Source organism: Streptomyces cynarae, assembly GCF_025642135.1.
Lineage (GTDB): Bacteria > Actinomycetota > Actinomycetes > Streptomycetales > Streptomycetaceae > Streptomyces > Streptomyces cynarae.
The window spans coordinates 6659678-6678170 of the sequence record NZ_CP106793.1 but is presented as its reverse complement, the minus strand read 5'-3'; the positions used below and the strand labels follow the sequence as shown (position 1 = coordinate 6678170).

Genomic DNA, 18493 nt, shown 5'->3' with positions numbered 1-18493 from the left:
CACCTATTCTCCCGCTCCGCCGTGCAGGCTCTGCACCGGGTTGGCGGTGAGCTCCTCGACACCGCGCAGGTCACCGCCCAGCTGATCGACGGCCGCGTACGCGCTCGCGATGCACGCCGGGATGCCGACCCCGTCGTACACCGCGCCGCACACCGCGAGCGCCGGCAGCTTCGCCACGTGCGCGCGGATGCGGGCCACGCGCGCGTGGTGACCGACCGGGTACTGGGGCAGGCCGTCGGTCCAGCGGGTGACGCGCGTCTCGATCGGGGCGGCGTCCAGGCCGGTCGCCTCGCGCAGGTCGTGCCGCGAGACGGACACGAGGTCGGCGTCCTCCCGGCGCAGGATCTCCGTCTCGCCGTACCGCCCCACGGACGTCCTCAGCACCAGCACGTCCGGGTCCTCCTCGGCGATCCAGCCCCACTTCCGGGAGGCGAACGTCGACGCCTTGATCGTGCGTCCGTCGACGGGCGGCACGAGGAAGCCGCTGCCCTCGGGGAGGGTGACGTCGGCGCGGCGGTAGGCGAGAGTGACCAGGGCCATGGAGGCGTACTCGACGGTGCGCAGTTCGGCGGCCGCTTCAGGGGACTCGGCGGCCAGCAGCCGCGCGGCCACGGCGGCGGGCGCCGCGATCACGACCGCGTCCGCCCTCTCCGCACGGTCCCCGACGACGACCTCCCACCCCTCGGACGTGCGGCGCAGTCCGTCCGCCGCGGTCTCCAGCCGGATCTCACCGCCCCGAGAGCGCACCGACTCGGCGACCGCGAGCGGCAGTTGGCCGACGCCTCCCTCGATCCCCATGAAGACCGGACCGGTCTGCTGCGCCGCGGCGGCCTTCGCCTGGATCTCGCGGACCGCTTCCGTCAGCGAGTCGTGCGCCTTGGCGGCCTCGAAGAGCTGCGGGACCGCCGAGCGCAGGGAGATGCGGTACGCGTCGCCCGCGTACACCCCGCCGAGGAGCGGCTCCACCAGGCGGTCGACGACCTCACGGCCGAGGCGCGCCGCCACGTACTCCCCCACCGCCACGTCGTCGCCGATCTCCGTGCGCGGCAGTTCCGCGTCGCGCTCGATCCGGGCGAGGCCCTCGTCGGACAGGACGCCGGACAGTGCGGAGGCCGTGCCGGGGACGCCCATGACGTGCCCCTTCGGCATGGGCCGCAGCGCGCCGCGGGTCCATATCGAGGCGGTCGCCGTGGCGGGCGGCTGGAGGCGGTCCGTGAGTCCCACCTCTCGGGCGAGCGCCACCGCCTCGGCCCGCCGGGCCAGCATCGACTCGGCCCCGAGGTCGACCCGCACGCCCGCGATGTCGCCGGGCAGCAGTTTGCCGCCGACCCGGTCGGACGCCTCCAGGACCGTGACCCGTGCGCCCCGGTCCAGCAGCCGGTGGGCGGCGGCCAGGCCCGCGATCCCGCCCCCGATGACGACGACATGCCCCGCGCCCCCGCGGGCCTCCACTGCGCTCATGTCCCCAGCCTCTCAGACCCCACTGACAGCCCGGAGGGCGCCCGGTGTCCCCGCCGAGTCCCGACCGTGACCGCATCGGGACCGCATCCGGCCAACGTTCCGCGGGGGCCCGGAGTCGAAGAAGTGTCCGTCACGACGACTTCCGGGGGTTCGACCGATGCACACTCCACGCTCCCCACGCCCGGTGCGGTTGCTGGCCGCGACGCTGCTAGCCGCCGCGCTCGCGCTCGCGGGCTGCAGCGCCGACGACACCGGCGCGTCGAGCGACAGCAAGGCCGGCCCCGCCAAGGGCGCGCAGCGACAGGGCGCCGCCGACAGCGGCACGGGCGGCGGCTCGACGGCACCCGGCAGCACGCCGAAGCTCACCACGAACGCCATCATCCGCACGGCATCGCTGACCGTGCAGGTCAAGGACGTGTCCAGGGCCCTCGACGAGGCGCGCGCGACCGTCGAGAACGCGGGCGGGTTCGTCGGGGACGAGAGCACCACCCGCGACATGGAGGGCAACGAACGCACCCGGCTCGTGCTGCGCGTCCCCACCGAGAAGTACGACCAGGTGCTCACCGCGCTCCAGGGCGCGGGAAAGCTCGTCGAGCGCACCGCCAAGGCCGAGGACGTCACCGACCAGGTCGTCGACGTCGAGAGCCGCATCAGGTCGCAGCGCGCCAGCGTGGCCCGGGTGCGGGAGCTGATGGACCGGGCGACGAAGCTCAGTGACGTGGTCGCCCTGGAAGGGGAGTTGAGCTCCCGCGAGGCCGACCTGGAGGCCCTGCTCGCCCGGCAGGCGTCCCTTAAGGACCGCACCAGCCTCGCCACCATCACGCTCTCGCTGTCCGAGACCCCGGTTGAGAAGGCGGCGGAGGAGAACCGGCCCGGTTTCCTGGACGCCCTGGCGGGCGGCTGGCACGTCTTCGTCACGCTCCTGCGGTGGATCGCCCTGGCGATCGGCGCCGCCCTCCCCTTCCTGGTGCTCGCGGCCGCCGTGGTGCTGCTCTGGACCCGGGTGGTACGCCCCCGGCTGCCGCGCCGCCCGGACCCGGTGTCGGCGGCGCCCGCCCTCGGCCCGCTCCCCGTGGCCCGGACGGCGCCGGAGCACGAAAACCGGGGCGAGCAGGACTGAGATGCCCTCTGCCCGTAGCGTGTTCGCATGAACATGAGCCGTACGAGCCGTCCACGGGAGCGCCTGGTCGTCATCGGCGGCGATGCGGCGGGCATGTCCGCCGCATCGCAGGCGCGCCGCCTCAAAGGCCCCGACGAACTGGAGATCGTGGCGTTCGAACGAGGCCACTTCTCCTCGTTCTCGGCGTGCGGCATCCCGTACTGGGTGGGTGGCGACGTCGCCGGTCGGGACGAGCTGATCGCCCGTACACCCGAGGAGCACCGGGCGCGCGGCATCGACCTGCGCATGCGGACGGAGGTCACGGAGATCGACGTGGCGGGCGGCCGGGTCCGCGCCCGGAACGTCGACTCCGGGGCCGAGGAGTGGACGTCGTACGACAAGCTGGTGATCGCGACCGGGGCCCGCCCGATCCGCCCCGACCTGCCCGGCGCCGACTCGCCCGGGGTTCACGGGGTGCAGACCCTGGACGACGGCCAGGCACTCCTGGACGCCCTCGCCGCCACCAAGGGGCGCCGGGCGGTGGTCGTCGGCGCGGGCTACATCGGCGTGGAGATGGCCGAGGCGATGATCAACCGCGGCTACGAGGTCACCGTCGTCAACCGCGGCAGCGAACCCATGAGCACGCTCGACCCGGACATGGGCCGGCTGGTGCACCGGGCCATGGAGGGCCTCGGCATCACCATGGTGGACAACGCCGAGGTCACCAAGATCCTCACTGATGACGACGGCGGGGTCCGCGCGGTCGGCACGCAGGACGCCGAGTACCCGGCGGACGTGGTGGTCCTCGGGATCGGCGTACAGCCCGAGACGGCCCTGGCGCGGGACGCGGGGCTGCCGCTCGGCGACCACGGCGGGCTGCTCACCGACCTCGCGATGCGGGTGCGCGGTCACGAGAACATCTGGGCCGGCGGCGACTGCGTCGAGGTCCTCGACCTGGTCTCCGGCCGTGAGCGGCACATTCCGCTGGGCACGCACGCCAACAAGCACGGGCAGGTCATCGGCACCAACGTGGGCGGCGGCTACGCCACGTTCCCCGGCGTCGTCGGCACGGCCGTGAGCAAGGTGTGCGACCTGGAGATCGCCCGCACCGGGTTGCGCGAGAAGGACGCGCGGCGGGCGGGGCTGCGGTACGAGACGGTCACGATCGAGTCGACGAGCCGCGCGGGCTACTACCCGAACGCGGCCCTCATGACGGTCAAGATGCTCGCCGAACGCCGCACGGGCCGCCTGCTGGGCGTTCAGATCGTCGGCCGGGAGGGCGCGGCGAAACGGGTGGACGTCGCGGCGGTGGCGCTGACCGCGCGGATGACGGTGGAGGAGATGACGGCCCTGGACCTGGGCTACGCCCCGCCGTTCTCACCGGTGTGGGATCCGATCCTGGTGGCGGCCCGCAAGGCGACGGCGGCGGTTCGGAGAAACGCCGGGTGAGCAAAGCGCCCCTCCAGGGGCGCGGGGAACTGCGCGACCAGCCGGAGACAACCGGCACCCGGCCGACGATCGCAGCCCCCACGGCGAGCCCCCGGATCAAGCCGTCTCGTGCTGCCCGACCCCGTTGATCCTCTCGATGGCCTGCCGAGCCTGCTCCCCCGGCGGCCGTGACGGCAACGAGGACACGGACGCGCTCGGGGCCACCGCGGGCGGCTGTGGCTGAGCCATCGGCTTCGCATGCGCGGCAGCTGCCCGCGACGACCGCAGCCGGTGGCTGACCGCCTCGTCGAGGGTCACGGGCCGCTGCATCTGGGTCGCGAGCCGGGCGGCCTCCTGGCCGAGCCGCGCGACGTCCTCCCAGGGCAGCTGGATCACCAGCGCGAGCTCGGCCTCGCCGTCGGGCAGGGCGTGTATCGGAGGAGTAACTCGGTCGTTCATCGCCTGTTCCTCACGTCGTCCCCGCGACACGCCTTCCCCGCACCGCGGGCGGTTGAGGAGACATACGCAGCCGCGGAGCGCCGCGTTCACCGATTCACCCGGCCGATCCAGGGCAGTACTTCCTTGTGGTCATCCCCGTCCATGATGTGAACCCGGTGCGCCGTACGCCCTATGTGACGTACGCGCTGATCGCGGCCAACGTCGTCGTCTTCCTGTTCACCCCCGGCCTGGCGGGCTCCGTGGCGGGGCAGAGCGACCTGGCCCAGTTCTGCCACCTCCAGGCGTTCCTGGACCACTACGCCGCGGTGCCGCGCGAGTTGATCCACGACCAGTTGCCGAGGCTCGTGCCCACCGGCGCCGTCGGGGTCGGCCCGCACGGCCCTGGCTGTGTGGTGGCCGCGCCGGACTACGACAAGTCGCCGCCGGCGTCGGTGTTCACCGCGATGTTCCTGCACGGCAGCTGGCTGCATCTGCTGGGCAACATGCTCTTCCTGCTGATCTTCGGCAACAACATCGAGGACCGCCTGGGCCACATCCGCTTCGCCCTGTTCTACGTGGCGTGCGGATATGCGGCGGGGTACGGCTACGCGTACCTCAACGCGGGCTCGAGCGACCCGCTGATCGGCGCGTCGGGTGCCATCGCGGGCGTGCTCGGCGCGTACCTGGTGCTCTATCCCAGGGTGCGGGTCTGGATCCTCGTGCCGTTCCTGCTGTTCCTGCCGCTGCGGCTGCCCGCGTGGATCGTGCTCGGCTTCTGGTTCGTGCTGCAGGCGGTCTACTCGTCCGGGAACGGTGTCTCCTCCGCCGGGACCGTGGCCTACGCGGCCCATGTGGTCGGCTTCATCGTGGGCATGCTCCTGGCCCTCCCTCTGCGCCAGGGCACCCCGCAGCCACCCGAACCACGCGGTCTGCTGTGGGGCAGGCAGGCCCGCCATACCTGGTGAGGACGACGGGGTCGCGCCGCGAGGCGTTTCGCCCCGCACACTCCACGGAACCCGATATGTCCGAAACGCACGTCATCGGGAGTCGTCATGGGCGACCCACGCGAACGTGATCGCGAGCGGCAGTCGCCGCTCGAGCGGGAGACCGGCGAGCCGGACGTCCACCCGAAGGAGCAGGGGCGGTCGAAGCCCGACACGTCCGGTGGTCCCCCGTCCAAGGCCACCGACGCACGGAAGGAGACCGAAGAGGGTTCCGACTGAGCCACGGTCGTCACGGCCGCCCGACCTACTGGAGGAGCGCCGGCCCGGTCAGCGGGCCGTCTGCGTGTGGACGTACTCCACGAGCCGGGTGAGGCTGTCCGGGTCGGTGGACGGCATGACTCCGTGGCCGAGGTTGAAGACATGGCCCTCGAGGCCGGCGGCGGCGTCCAGGACCTCCCGGGTCTTGGCCTCGACGGCCTCGCGCGGGGCGAAGAGCACTGCCGGGTCCAGGTTGCCCTGGAGGGCCTTGCCGGGGCCGACGCGGCGGGCCGCCTCGTCCAGCGGGACGCGCCAGTCGACGCCGACGACGTCCGCCCCGGCCTCCCCCATCAGCTTGAGCAGCTCACCGGTCCCGACACCGAAGTGGATCCGGGGGACGCCGTAGCCCTCGACGGCCCGGAAGACCTTGGCCGAGGCGGGCAGCACCGAGCGGCGGTAGTCGACGGGGGCCAGGGCGCCGGCCCAGGAGTCGAAGAGCTGGACGGCGGAGGCGCCGGCCTCGATCTGGACCTTCAGGAAGGCGGCCGTGATGTCCGCGAGCCGGTCCACCAGGTCGGACCACAGCTGCGGGTCGCCGTGCATGAGCGCCTTGGTGTGCTCGTACGTACGGGACGGGCCGCCCTCGATGAGGTAGCTCGCGAGGGTGAAGGGCGCGCCGGCGAAACCGATCAGCGGGGTCTCGCCCAGCTCCGCGGTGAGCAGCTTGATCGCCTCGGTGACGTAGGAGACGTCCTCGGGGGTCAGGTCGCGCAACCGGGCGAGGTCCGCGCGGGTGCGAATCGGGTGCTCGACGACCGGGCCGACGCCCGGCTTGATGTCGAGGTCGACGCCGATCGCCTTCAGGGGCACGACGATGTCACTGAAGTAGATCGCCGCGTCGACGCCGTGCCGGCGGACCGGCTGGAGTGTGATCTCGGTGACCAGCTCGGGCCGCATGCAGGACTCGAGCATGGGGATGCCCTCACGCACCTTGCGGTACTCGGGCAGCGAGCGCCCGGCCTGCCGCATGAACCACACCGGCGTGTGCGGCACGGGCTCGCGTCGGCACGCCCTGAGAAAGGCGGAGTCGTACGTCGCTGTCGGCTGGCCCGTGGCGGGGCGGTCATTGACACTCACGCAAAAAGTCTCGCACGCCACCGGAGCGATTCGGCCCCGGGGCGGGATCACCCCAGGGGGGCGCGGGGCTGTGTCCGCGCGCGGCTGAGCCGCGTCGGCGCGCCACACTCCGAAGGACCCGACCGGCCCTACGACAGGAACCAGCCAAGACGAACCCGCGCACGGCAGCCGAAGCCCCGGCGGCAACGGGTGTCTCTCCAAGCGGACGCGCTTTCTTCCCCTTAATCTTCCCCGCATGGCTGCGGCTCAGGAACGAGTGACGGACGGCGCCGGCGGAATGGACGACGCGGAGGGGGAGGGCGATGCGATGGACACGGCTCCCCTGCCCTTCCGCGCCGCGGTCGACGCCCTGAAGGCCGCACGCCTGCGGCCGGAGATCGAGATCGAGCCGTCGCGCCCGCCGCAGCGACTCGCCCCGCACACGTACGCGCTGGAGGCCGCCGTGGTCGCCGACGAGGAGGACCTCGCCGACGGGCGTCTCGTCCTGCTGCACGACCCGGCAGGACACGAGGCCTGGCAGGGCTCCTTCCGCCTGGTGACGCTGGTGCGCGCGGAACTGGAGCCGGAGATGGCGGCGGACCCGCTGCTGCCCGACGTGTGCTGGTCCTGGCTGACCGGCGCGCTCCAGGCCCGCGGGCTGGCGTACGGCGAGCCGAGCGGGACCGTCACGCGCGCGAGCTCGCACTACTTCGGCGGTCTCGCCACCCGCCCGGCCGCCTCTCAGATCGAGATCCGTGCTTCGTGGACACCCCGGGAGGGCATCGGGGGCGTCCCGGACACCGCGGCGCACCTGGCCTCCTGGTGCGACCTGCTGTGCCAGGTGGCGGGCCTGCCCCCGGCGGGGCCGGGCGACGCCTCGGTGGTGACGCTGCCGCAGCGTCGCGGGCCGCAGCCCCGCTGACCCCGGCGCGCCCACCGGCGCCTCACCGGCGCTGTCAATGTCGACTTGACCTTCCTTGCCATCTCTTTGTCGATACGGCCACTTTCGGCCTCGTATTGACCATGGACCGAACCGACTCGATCCCCGAATGATCGCTCGCGCGTCCGAATTGCACGGATTGTTACTCACCAAATCGTGATCATTCTCTAAAGGAGCAGGAGTTTGGTGCCGAAGACGACTGTGACCTTGAAACACGGTTCGTCCCGGCCGCTTCCCCGAGCCGGCCCCGTCCCCGCACCCATCCAGGAGGCCTGGTGTCCGTTCTCCTCGAGCAGCCCGCAAGCCTGGTCGCCTACCGCCCCAACAAGCCGACCGCCATGGTCGTCGTGGCCGACCCGCGCGTTCGTTCCACCGTCACCCGCCATCTCTGGGCGCTCGGAGTGCGCGACGTCATCGAGGCGTCGTCCATCGCAGAGGCCCGCCCCCGTATCGGCAACCCGCGCGACATCTGCGTCGCCGACGTCCACCTCCCCGACGGCTCCGGTCTCACCCTCCTGTCGGAGACCCGGGCCGCGGGCTGGCCCAACGGTCTGGCCCTGTCCGCCGCCGACGACATCGGCGCGGTGCGCAACGCCCTCGCGGGCGGAGTCAAGGGCTATGTCGTCACCGGCACCCGCACCAACATCGGGCTCCCCACCCGACCCGGTGCCGCCCCCATCGGCGCCGCCGCCGCGCGCCTGCACCGCCGCCCCCCGGGTGCCCCGAGCCACCCGGGCGGCTACCGCGAGCTGTCCGGCCGCGAGGTGGAGGTGCTGCGTCTGGTCGCCGAAGGGCAGTCGAACAAGGCGATCGGCGTCTCGATGGGCCTGTCCGCACTGACCGTGAAGAGCCATCTGGCCCGCATCGCCCGCAAGCTCGGCACCGGCGACCGTGCCGGAATGGTGGCGGTGGCCCTGCGCACCGGCATCATCCACTGACCCCCTTCCCCCTCCCCTGACCACGAGACCCGCTGACTCCCCGACTCCCCGACCTCCTCCTCCGCCCGCCCCGGGTCCGCGTCCGCACCGAGCCGCGTCCGGGGACCTGGACCGCACGTCCGGGACGCCCGCCGTCCCGCGCCGCACACCGGCACCGCGCCCTCGTGCGGACACGAACGACCCATGTGACACATGACTGATTTACGACCCCCCATCGCCCGTCGACGGAACGTTCCGTCGGCGGGCGTAGTCGACACACAGATACCCTTGACAGGTGACCGACGCCCAAGAGACCGCAGCAGACAGCCCACTGCGAACCACCGGAGGCGCCCCTCCGGACGACGTCGAAACGGCGCCGATCCCGTTGCTCGAGCCGCGAGACGGCATTCCGCCCGTGATCGCCGACGACGCCTCCCTCACAGAGGTGATCGCCGCCTTCGCCGCCGGCACCGGCCCCGTCGCGGTCGACGCCGAGCGCGCGTCCGGCTACCGGTACGGCCAGCGCGCCTACCTCGTGCAGCTGCGCCGCGAGGGCGCGGGTACCGCGCTGATCGACCCGGTGGCCTGCCCCGACCTGTCGGCCCTGGGCGAGGCGATCTCCGACGCCGAGTGGGTGCTGCACGCCGCCACCCAGGACCTGCCCTGCCTGCGCGAGATAGGCATGGTGCCCACCCGTCTGTTCGACACCGAGCTGGCCGGGCGTCTCGCCGGGTTCCCACGGGTGGGACTCGGCGCCATGGTGGAGAGCGTCCTCAGCTTCATCCTGGAGAAGGGCCACTCCGCCGTCGACTGGTCGACGCGGCCCCTGCCCGAACCCTGGCTGCGCTACGCCGCCCTCGACGTCGAACTGCTCGTGGACCTGCGGGACGCCCTGGAGAAGGAACTCGAGCGGCAGGGGAAGCTGGAGTGGGCCCGGCAGGAGTTCGACGCGATCGCCTCCGCGCCGCCGTCCGAGCCGCGCAAGGACCCCTGGCGCCGTACGTCCGGGATGCACAAGGTGCGCCGCCGCCGGCAGATGGCGGCCGTCCGGGAGCTGTGGCAGGCCCGGGACCGGATCGCGCAGCGCCGGGACGTCTCGCCGGGCAAGGTGCTCGGGGACGCCGCGATCGTCGAGGCGGCCCTCGCCCTGCCGCCGAACGTGCACGCCCTGGCCGCGCTGAACGGCTTCGGGCACCGCATGGGGCGGCGCCAGCTGGAGCAGTGGCAGGCCGCGATCGATCGCGCCAAGGCGCTGCCGGAGGCGGAGCTGCCCCAGCCGGGGCAGCCGGTGACGGGTCCGCCGCCGCCGCGGGCCTGGGCCGACAAGGACCCGGCGGCGGCCGCCCGGCTGTCCGCCGCGCGGGCCGCGGTGTCGACCTTGGCCGAGCAGCTCACCATGCCCCAGGAGAACCTGATCTCCCCGGACACCGTGCGGCGCCTGTGCTGGGAGCCGCCGAAGCCGGTGGACGCGGAGTCCGTGGCCGCCGCACTGGCCGGGTACGGGGCGAGGGCTTGGCAGGTTGAACAGGTCACTCCAGCACTGGTGAAGGCCCTTTCCGTGAAGGACGCCTAGTCGCCGTAGCGGCTTTGCGGTGCGGCGGGTGGGGGCGTCCTCGGTGGGGCGCCTCTTCGGGTGGGCGCGTCTACGGTGGGGGGCGCCCGTGCGGCGGAGCCGCGTGCGACATGGCGGTTTCCATGCCGACGCGGCGCAGCCGTACGCCGATACGTCGTGGAGCCACGCGGATACGGGGGAGCCGCATGGCGACGCTTCGCAGCCGATGTCGACGCGGCGCAGACGCAACCTCATGCTGACCAGGACGCAGCCGCATGCCGACACCCCAGCCGATGCCGACGCGGCGCGGCCCGCAGCCGATGCCGACGCGGCACAGCCAATGTCGACACAGGGAGCGGATGCCGCCGCGACCCCGCACCCCCTTGCGGCGATGCGGCTCCTTTCGGGGAGGCGGCCGCCGCCTCCCGTTCCGAAGCCCCTGTCGACCCCGCGGGGGCTCCGTCGCTGCGCCGAAGGTGTGACCTTCGCCGCTTGGGCGTGCGGGACTGGGCAGCTTGGTTACCCACAAGTAGCATGGTGCTGAGCGCGCGCTCAGCGTGTCGCAGCAGTGCCATCCCGCACCCTGGAGGAGAGCCATCGTGCCTCGTACCGTCAGGGACGTCGTCTTCGTCGACGGCGTCCGCACCCCGTTCGGCAAGGCGGGCCCGAAGGGCATCTACCACGAGACCCGCGCCGACGACCTCGTCGTGAAGGCGATCCGGGAGCTGCTGCGCCGCAACCCGGGTCTCGACCCGAAGAAGATCGACGAGGTCGCCATCGCCGCGACCACGCAGATCGGTGACCAGGGCCTGACCCTCGGCCGCACCGCGGGCATCCTGGCCGGTCTCCCCCAGTCGGTGCCCGGCTACTCCATCGACCGTATGTGCGCGGGTGCGCTGACGGCCGTGACGACCACCGCCGGCTCGATCGCGTTCGGCGCGTACGACGCCGTCATCGCGGGCGGTGTCGAGCACATGGGCCGCCACCCGATGGGCGAGGGCGTGGACCCGAACCCGCGGTTCGTGAGCGAGAAGCTGGTCGACGAGTCCGCGCTGTTCATGGGCATGACCGCGGAGAACCTCCACGACCGCTACCCGCACATCACCAAGCTGCGCGCCGACGAGTACGCGGTGCGCTCGCAGGAGAAGGCCTCCAAGGCGTACGCCAACGGCAAGATCCAGGCCGACCTGGTGCCGATCTCCGTACGCCGCACGAACCCCGAGAGCGGCGAGACCGGCTGGGGCCTGGTCACCGCCGACGAGCCGATGCGCCCGGGCACCACGCTGGAGAACCTGGCGGGCCTGAAGACGCCGTTCCGCGTCCACGGCCGGGTCACCGCGGGCAACGCGGCCGGTCTGAACGACGGCGCCACCGCCTCGATCATCGCGAGCGAGGACTTCGCCCGCGAGAACGGCCTGCCGGTCAAGATGCGTCTCGTCTCCTACGCCTTCGCGGGCGTCGAGCCGGAGGTCATGGGCTACGGCCCGATCCCGGCGACGGAGAAGGCCCTCGCCAAGGCGGGCCTGTCCATCTCCGACATCGGCCTGTTCGAGATCAACGAGGCCTTCGCCGTCCAGGTCCTCGCCTTCCTCGACCACTACGGCATCGCGGACGACGACGAGCGCGTCAACCAGTACGGCGGCGCGATCGCCTTCGGTCACCCGCTGGCCTCCTCCGGCGTCCGGCTGATGACGCAGCTGGCCCGCCAGTTCGAGGAGCACCCGCAGGTCCGCTACGGCCTCACCACCATGTGCGTCGGCTTCGGCATGGGCGCGACGGTCATCTGGGAGAACCCGCACTTCGACGGAGGCGACAAGTGAGCACCACCGCTGAGCTGTTGAAGGGCGCGGCCGAGCTGTTCCCGGACGAGGTCGTCACGCAGGCGCACGTGCGCCACTTCGACCTGCCGTTCGGTGTGGGCCGGTTCGCCCTGATCACCCTCGACAACGGTCACGACCACACCAAGCCGACCACCTTCGGCCCGGCCTCGCTCGCGAACCTCAACACCGCGATCGACCAGGTCGAGAAGGAGGCCGCGGACGGCGAGATCGTCGGCGTCGGCATCACCGGCAAGCCGTTCATCTTCGCGGTCGGCGCCGACCTCAAGGGTGTCGAGCTGCTGAAGCGGCACGAGGACGCGCTGGCCATCGGCAAGGGCGGCCACGAGGTCTTCAAGCGCCTGTCGAAGCTGGCCGTGCCCACCTTCGCGTACTACAACGGCGCGGCGATGGGCGGCGGCGTCGAGGTCGGCCTGCACTGCACCTACCGCACGGTGTCCGCGGCCCTCCCGGCGTTCTCCCTCCCCGAGGTCTTCCTCGGCCTGGTCCCCGGCTGGGGCGGCTGCACGCTGCTGCCGAACCTGATCGGCGCCGACAAGGCCGTCTCGGTCATCATCGAGAACAGCCTCAACCAGAACAAGCAGCTCAAGGGCCGGCAGGTCTACGAGCTCGGGATCGCCGACGCCCTCTTCGAGGGCGCCGACTTCCTGGAGCAGTCGCTGACCTGGACGGCGGCCGTCCTCAAGGGCGAGATCGTCATCGAGCGCCCGGTCATCGACCGCGGCGAGGCCTGGGACCAGGCCGTCGCCAAGGGCCGCTTCATCGCGGACGGGAAGGTGCACGGCGCGGCCCCGGCCGCCTACCGCGCCCTCGACATCATCGCCGCCGCGAAGAACGGCGACCTGCAGCAGGGCTACGACGCCGAGGACCAGGCCCTCGCGGACCTGATCATGGGCGGCGAACTGCGCGCCGGCATCTACGCGTTCAACCTCGTCCAAAAGCGCGGCAAGCGCCCGGCGGGCGCCCCCGACAAGAGCCTGGCGCGCCCGGTCACCAAGGTCGGTGTCGTCGGCGCCGGTCTGATGGCCTCGCAGCTCGCCCTGCTCTTCCTGCGCCGCCTCGAGGTCCCGGTCGTCCTGACGGACATCGACCAGGAGCGCATCGACAAGGGCGTGGGCTACGTCCACGCCGAGATCGACAAGCTGCTCGGCAAGGGCCGGATCAACCAGGACAAGGCCAACCGCCTCAAGGCGCTGGTCTCCGGCGTCCTGGACAAGGCGGAGGGCTTCTCGGACGCGGACTTCGTCATCGAGGCCGTGTTCGAGGAGATGGGTGTCAAGCAGCAGGTGTTCGCGGAGGTCGAGGCGGTCGCGCCCGCGCACGCGATCCTGGCGACCAACACCTCCTCCCTCTCCGTGTCGGAGATGGCGTCGAAGCTGAAGCACCCCGAGCGGGTCGTCGGCTTCCACTTCTTCAACCCGGTGGCGGTGCTGCCGCTGCTCGAGATCGTCCGCGGCGAGAAGACGGACGACGCCTCGCTGGCGACCGCCTTCGCGGTGGCCAAGAAGCTGAAGAAGACGGCGGTTCTGGTCAAGGACGCCCCGGCGTTCGTCGTGAACCGCATCCTGACCCGCTTCATGGGCGAGATCCAGAACGTCATCGACGAGGGCACCCCGGTCGAGGTGGCGGAGAAGGCGGTGGAGCCGCTGGGTCTGCCGATGTCCCCGCTGGTCCTGCTGGAGCTGGTCGGCCCTGCGATCGGCCTGCACGTCTCGGAGACCCTCAACCGGGCCTTCCCGGACCGCTTCACGGTCTCCGAGAACCTCGCCGCCGTCGTCAAGGCGGGCAAGCGCGGCTTCTACGTCTACGACAGCGGCAAGCCCGAGCTGGACCCGGAGGTCGCCGCGCTACTGAAGCAGGGCGACACGGTCCTGACGGAGGAGCAGGTTCGCGCCCGTGTCCTGGACGCCGTGGCGCAGGAGATCGGGCTCATGCTCGAGGAGGGCGTCGTCGCCGAGGCCCAGGACATCGACCTCTGCCTGATCACGGGCGCCGGCTGGCCCTTCCACCTGGGCGGCATCACGCCGTACCTGGACCGCGAGGGCGTCTCGGAGCGCGTGAACGGCAAGACGTTCCTGGAGCCGGGCGTGGCGTCGGTTCCGGCGTAACGGCCGCAGCACCGTGAAAGGGCCTCCGCGCAAGGCGGAGGCCCTTTCTCGTCGTGTACGCAAGGCCGGTGGCGTCGGGGCCGGCCGGATCCGCCGTACCGGGCGCCCGGCGGCCAGGAGCCGTACAGCGGAGCACCGTTGACCCCGATTGCTAGGAGGCGTCCCTCGCGCGGCCGGACAGGCTCGTGGGACGCTGGGGGCATGGGTGTCCCGCTCCTGGTGATCGTCGATGGCGCGAACGTCGTCGGGTCGGTGCCCGACGGCTGGTGGCGGGACCGGCGGGGCGCCGCCGACCGGCTGCGGGACCGTCTCGTGCCGTTCGCCGCCGACGGGCTGCCCGGCTTTCCCGGGCCGCTGGAGCTGGTGCTGGTCGTGGAGGGTGCCGCGCGCGGCGTGGAGCCCGTGCCCGGCGTCCGGGTGGACGCGGCCCCCGGCAGCGGCGACGACCGTATCGTCGAACTGGTCGCCGAGGCCGGGGACCGCCCGGTCCTGGTCGTCACGGCGGACCGGGAGCTACGGCACCGGGTGACGGTTCTCGGCGCGGACGTGACGGGCCCGCGTACGGTGCGCTGAATCCCCGTGCGGAACGCCGCGGTTTCACCGCGTGCCGCCTCCGGGCGGCCCGCTCACCCCGCCCGCCGCGGACTGCTCGGCACGGCCCACACGGCTGTGCGAGCGGCCGTAGAGGAAGTACACGACGAACCCGATGACCAGCCAGATCGCGAACCGCAGCCAGGTCTCGGCGGGCAGGTTCAGCATCAGCCACAGCGAGGCGCACACCGACAGGATCGGCACCACGGGGACGAGCGGGGTACGGAAGGCGCGTGGCAGGTCGGGGCGGGTGCGGCGGAGGATGACCACGCCGATCGCGACGACGATGAATGCGAACAGGGTGCCGATGTTCACCAGTTCGGCCAGTTCGCTGAGGCTGGTGAAGCCCGCGACGACGGCGATGACCACGCCGAGCAGGATGGTCGGCCGGTGCGGGGTCTTGAAGCGCGGGTGGACGCGGGAGAAGAAGCGTGGCAGCAGCCCGTCGCGGCTCATCGCGAAGAAGACCCGGGTCTGGCCGAGCAGCAGGATCAGACAGACGGTGGTCAGGCCGACGGCGGCACCGAAGCTGATCACACCCGCGAACCAGGGGTGCCCGATGGCCTTGAACGCGTCGGCGAGCGGGGCGTCCACGGACAGCCTGCTGTAGTGCTCCATGCCGGTGACGACGATCGACACCGCCACGTACAGCGCAGTGCAGATGAACAGGGAGCCGAGGATGCCGCGCGGCATGTCGCGCTGCGGGTTGCGGGTCTCCTCGGCGGTGGTCGCCACGATGTCGAAGCCGATGAAGGCGAAGAAGACGACGGACGCGGCGGTGAAGATGCCCATCACGCCGAAGTTGGACGGTGCCCAGCCCACCATCAGCTGGATGAGCGGCGCCTTGAGGCTGCCGCCCGCCGGCACCGCCTGCGGCTCGGGCACGAACGGCTTGTAGTTGGCGCTCTTGACGAAGAAGGCCCCCCCGATGATCACGATCAGCACCACGGCCACCTTGATGGCGACGACGAGTTGGGTGACCCGGGCCGACAGCTTCATCCCGAGGACGAGGATCGCGGTGAGGAGGAGGACGAGCGCGGCGGCGAGGATGTCGAAGCCGAATCCGTGCGCCCCCTCGCGTCCGCCGAGATAGGCGGGCAGGTGCCAGCCCGCGTTGTCCATCAGGGAGCGGATGTACCCGGACCAGCCGACGGCGACCACCGCCGTGCCGAGCGCGAACTCCAGGACCAGGTCCCAGCCGATGATCCAGGCGGGCAGCTCGCCCAGCGTGGCGTAGGAGAACGTGTACGCGGATCCGGCGACCGGCACCGTGGAGGCGAACTCCGCGTAGCAGAGTGCGGCGAGCGCGCAGACGACGCCGGCCACGACGAAGGACAGGGAGACGGCGGGGCCCGCGTTCTGCTTGGCGACCTTGCCGGTGAGCACGAAGATGCCGGTGCCGATGATGACCCCGACGCCGAACACGGTCAGGTCGAGGGCGGAGAGGGTCTTTCTGAGCGCGTGCTCCGGCTCCTCGGTGTCCTGGATCGACTGCTCGACGTTCTTGGTCCGGAAGAGAGTCCTGCTCATGGCGTACCTCCCGCGCTCGCCGTCCCCGACATGATCGAGAGGGGGCGTACTCCGTGTGCCCCGGCACAGGCAGATTCACGCAAACGGGCCGGTTTCGCCACCGTAAAGGATGGAGAAACCGGCCCGGGCGCGTGCGGCGGGTCGTCTCAGTCGCGGGCGGGCTCCACCGAGTCCACGCCCTGCGTGGCGCCCGCACGGTCGGTGGGGGTCCCCCCGCTCGAGCGAAGCCGAGAGTGGGGGAGGCCGCCGTCAAGCTTGGAGACCAGCCCGGTGACCTGGCGGGCGATGTCCGGCGCGGTCAGGCCGATCTCCGCGAGGACCTCCTTGCGGGAGGCGTGGTCGAGGAAGCGCGGCGGGACGCCGAAGTCGCGCAGCGGCACGTCCACACCCGCGTCGCGCAGCGCCTGGGCGATCGCCGAACCCACACCGCCGGCGCGGGAGTTGTCCTCGACGGTGACGACGACACGGTGCCGCTCGGCGAGCGGGGCCAGCGCCTCGTCGACGGGCTTGACCCAGCGCGGGTCGACGACGGTGGTGGAGATGCCCTGCTTGTCGAGGAGGTCGGCGATCTCCAGGCACATGGGGGCGAGCGCGCCGACGGAGACCAGCAGGACGTCCGGCACGGGGGCCTCTGCCTTGCGCAGCACGTCCATGCCGCCGACCTTGCCGACGGCGGGGACGGCCGGGCCGACGACGCCCTTGGAGTAGCGCAGCACGGTCGGCGCGTCGTCCACGTCGACGGCCTCGCGCAGCTGGGCACGAAGCTGCTCGGCGTCGCGCGGGGCGGCGATCCTCAGGCCCGGGACCACCTGGAGCATCGACATGTCCCACATGCCGTTGTGGGAGGCGCCGTCGTCGCCCGTGATGCCCGCCCGGTCGAGCACGAACGTCACACCGCACTTGTGCAGGGCGACGTCCATGAGCACCTGGTCGAAGGCGCGGTTGAGGAAGGTCGCGTAGACCGCGAAGACGGGGTGCAGACCGCCGGTGGCGAGGCCGGCCGCGGAGACCGCGCCGTGCTGCTCGGCGATGCCGACGTCGTAGATCCGGTTCGGGAAGGCGTCCGCGAACTTCTTCAGGCCCACCGGCTGGAGCATCGCGGCCGTGATGGCGACGATGTCGTCGCGCTCCCGGCCGAGCCTGACCATCTCGTCGCCGAAGACGGAGGTCCAGCTGGCGGCGGCCGCCTTGATGGGCAGACCGGTGTCGGGGTGGATGGGGCCGATGCCGTGGAAGCGGTCGGCCTCGTCCTGCTCGGCGGGCTTGTAGCCGCGGCCCTTCTCGGTGAGGCAGTGCACGATGACCGGGCCGCCGAACCGCTTGGCGCGGGCCAGTGCGGACTCCAGGGCCTCGATGTCGTGCCCGTCGATCGGGCCGACGTACTTCAGGCCCAGGTCCTCGAACATGCCCTGCGGGGCGATGAAGTCCTTCAGGCCCTTCTTGGCCCCGTGCAGGGTCTCGTAGAGCGGCTTGCCGACGACGGGCGTGCGCTCCAGGACCTCCTTGGTGCGGGCCAGGAACTTCTCGTAGCCGTCGGTGGTGCGCAGGGTGGCCAGGTGGTTGGCGAGGCCGCCGATGGTGGGCGCGTAGGAGCGCTCGTTGTCGTTGACCACGATGACCAGCGGGCGGTCCTTGGCGTCGGCGATGTTGTTCAGCGCCTCCCAGGCCATGCCGCCGGTGAGGGCGCCGTCACCGATGACGGCCACGACGTGGCTGTCGCGCTTGAGCAGCTGGTTGGCCTTGGCCAGGCCGTCGGCCCAGCCGAGGACGGTGGAGGCGTGCGAGTTCTCGATGACGTCGTGGTCGGACTCGGCGCGCGAGGGGTAGCCGGACAGACCGCCCTTGCTGCGCAGCTTGGAGAAGTCCTGACGGCCGGTGAGCAACTTGTGGACGTAGGCCTGGTGGCCGGTGTCCCACAGCACCTTGTCCTTCGGGGAGTCGAAGACGCGGTGCAGGGCGATGGTGAGCTCGACCACACCGAGGTTCGGACCGAGGTGGCCGCCGGTCTTGGAGACGGCGTCGACGAGGAAGGTCCGGATCTCCTCTGCCAGCTGGTCCAGCTCCTCCAGGCTGAGCCGGTCCAGATCGCGCGGTCCCCTGATGCGGGTCAGCAGCGGCACCCGTGCCTCCTTGCAGTAGAGCTGTGTCGAGCATTCGCCGGGCCTGTCGAGTCTAATGTTCCGCCTGTGAGGGATCACCGATGGCCCCACGGATCCCCCCGACGTGTCCGCCGAAACACGTTGCCGGGCACAGGACTGTGCCCGGCACCGCCG

Annotated in this window: 15 protein-coding genes; 10 read left to right on the top strand and 5 right to left on the bottom strand. The window is 71.8% G+C overall.

Annotated elements, in window-relative coordinates; all coding sequences use genetic code 11:
- Window positions 1–3 precede the first annotated feature (3 nt).
- Complete coding sequence (hemG, locus tag N8I84_RS30320; protein WP_263232590.1) at window positions 4–1461, bottom strand: protoporphyrinogen oxidase; 1458 nt, start codon at window positions 1459–1461, stop codon at window positions 4–6.
- 157 nt (window positions 1462–1618) lie between these two features.
- Between hemG and N8I84_RS30315 the strand changes: the two genes are divergently transcribed.
- The gene (locus tag N8I84_RS30315) at window positions 1619–2581 is read left to right on the top strand and encodes a DUF4349 domain-containing protein (RefSeq protein ID WP_263232589.1); all 963 of its coding nucleotides are present in this window, start codon (window positions 1619–1621) and stop codon (window positions 2579–2581) included.
- Between the two features lie 27 nt (window positions 2582–2608).
- The gene (locus tag N8I84_RS30310; protein ID WP_263232588.1) at window positions 2609–4009 is read left to right on the top strand and encodes an FAD-dependent oxidoreductase; all 1401 of its coding nucleotides are present in this window, start codon (window positions 2609–2611) and stop codon (window positions 4007–4009) included.
- A gap of 96 nt (window positions 4010–4105) precedes the next feature.
- On the opposite strand, the gene N8I84_RS30305 is transcribed toward N8I84_RS30310, so the two are convergent.
- Window positions 4106–4447, bottom strand: coding sequence for a hypothetical protein (locus tag N8I84_RS30305; RefSeq protein ID WP_263232587.1), 342 nt, complete (start codon window positions 4445–4447; stop codon window positions 4106–4108).
- Between the two features lie 125 nt (window positions 4448–4572).
- Between N8I84_RS30305 and N8I84_RS30300 the strand changes: the two genes are divergently transcribed.
- Window positions 4573–5391 carry a rhomboid family intramembrane serine protease gene (locus N8I84_RS30300; RefSeq protein ID WP_263232586.1) on the top strand — a complete coding sequence of 273 codons (819 nt, stop codon included), beginning with the start codon at window positions 4573–4575 and terminating at the stop codon, window positions 5389–5391.
- 87 nt (window positions 5392–5478) lie between these two features.
- A complete protein-coding gene (locus N8I84_RS30295; RefSeq protein WP_263232585.1) occupies window positions 5479–5649 on the top strand; it encodes a hypothetical protein in 171 nt (56 codons plus the stop codon).
- A 48-nt stretch (window positions 5650–5697) separates the two neighbouring features.
- On the opposite strand, the gene hemE is transcribed toward N8I84_RS30295, so the two are convergent.
- Window positions 5698–6765 carry a uroporphyrinogen decarboxylase gene (gene hemE, locus N8I84_RS30290; protein WP_263232584.1) on the bottom strand — a complete coding sequence of 356 codons (1068 nt, stop codon included), beginning with the start codon at window positions 6763–6765 and terminating at the stop codon, window positions 5698–5700.
- 235 nt (window positions 6766–7000) lie between these two features.
- On the opposite strand from hemE, the gene N8I84_RS30285 reads away from it, so the two are divergent.
- From N8I84_RS30285 to N8I84_RS30260, 6 genes are all read left to right on the top strand, one after another.
- Window positions 7001–7666, top strand: a complete 666-nt coding sequence (locus N8I84_RS30285; RefSeq protein ID WP_263232583.1) for a DUF3000 domain-containing protein — start codon at window positions 7001–7003, stop codon at window positions 7664–7666.
- A 293-nt stretch (window positions 7667–7959) separates the two neighbouring features.
- The gene (locus N8I84_RS30280) at window positions 7960–8622 is read left to right on the top strand and encodes a response regulator transcription factor (RefSeq protein WP_043444816.1); all 663 of its coding nucleotides are present in this window, start codon (window positions 7960–7962) and stop codon (window positions 8620–8622) included.
- 274 nt (window positions 8623–8896) lie between these two features.
- Entirely contained in the window at window positions 8897–10174 is a 1278-nt protein-coding gene (locus N8I84_RS30275) for a ribonuclease D (RefSeq protein WP_263232582.1), read from the top strand.
- A 578-nt stretch (window positions 10175–10752) separates the two neighbouring features.
- Window positions 10753–11973 (top strand): thiolase family protein, encoded by a 1221-nt coding sequence (locus N8I84_RS30270; RefSeq protein ID WP_263232581.1) that lies wholly within the window; start codon window positions 10753–10755, stop codon window positions 11971–11973.
- Window positions 11970–14099, top strand: a complete 2130-nt coding sequence (locus N8I84_RS30265) for a 3-hydroxyacyl-CoA dehydrogenase NAD-binding domain-containing protein (protein ID WP_263232580.1) — start codon at window positions 11970–11972, stop codon at window positions 14097–14099. Before N8I84_RS30270 ends, N8I84_RS30265 begins: the two co-directional genes overlap by 4 nt.
- A gap of 201 nt (window positions 14100–14300) precedes the next feature.
- Window positions 14301–14672: a PIN domain-containing protein gene (locus tag N8I84_RS30260; protein WP_263232579.1), complete on the top strand. Its 372-nt coding sequence runs from the start codon at window positions 14301–14303 to the stop codon at window positions 14670–14672.
- Between the two features lie 24 nt (window positions 14673–14696).
- Here N8I84_RS30260 and N8I84_RS30255 read toward each other — a convergent pair whose 3' ends face one another.
- Both N8I84_RS30255 and dxs read right to left on the bottom strand, forming a co-directional pair.
- Window positions 14697–16220 (bottom strand): amino acid permease, encoded by a 1524-nt coding sequence (locus N8I84_RS30255; RefSeq protein WP_263232578.1) that lies wholly within the window; start codon window positions 16218–16220, stop codon window positions 14697–14699.
- Window positions 16221–16366: 146 nt separating this feature from the next.
- The gene (dxs, locus tag N8I84_RS30250; protein ID WP_263232577.1) at window positions 16367–18340 is read right to left on the bottom strand and encodes a 1-deoxy-D-xylulose-5-phosphate synthase; all 1974 of its coding nucleotides are present in this window, start codon (window positions 18338–18340) and stop codon (window positions 16367–16369) included.
- Between the last annotated feature and the right edge of the window lie 153 nt (window positions 18341–18493).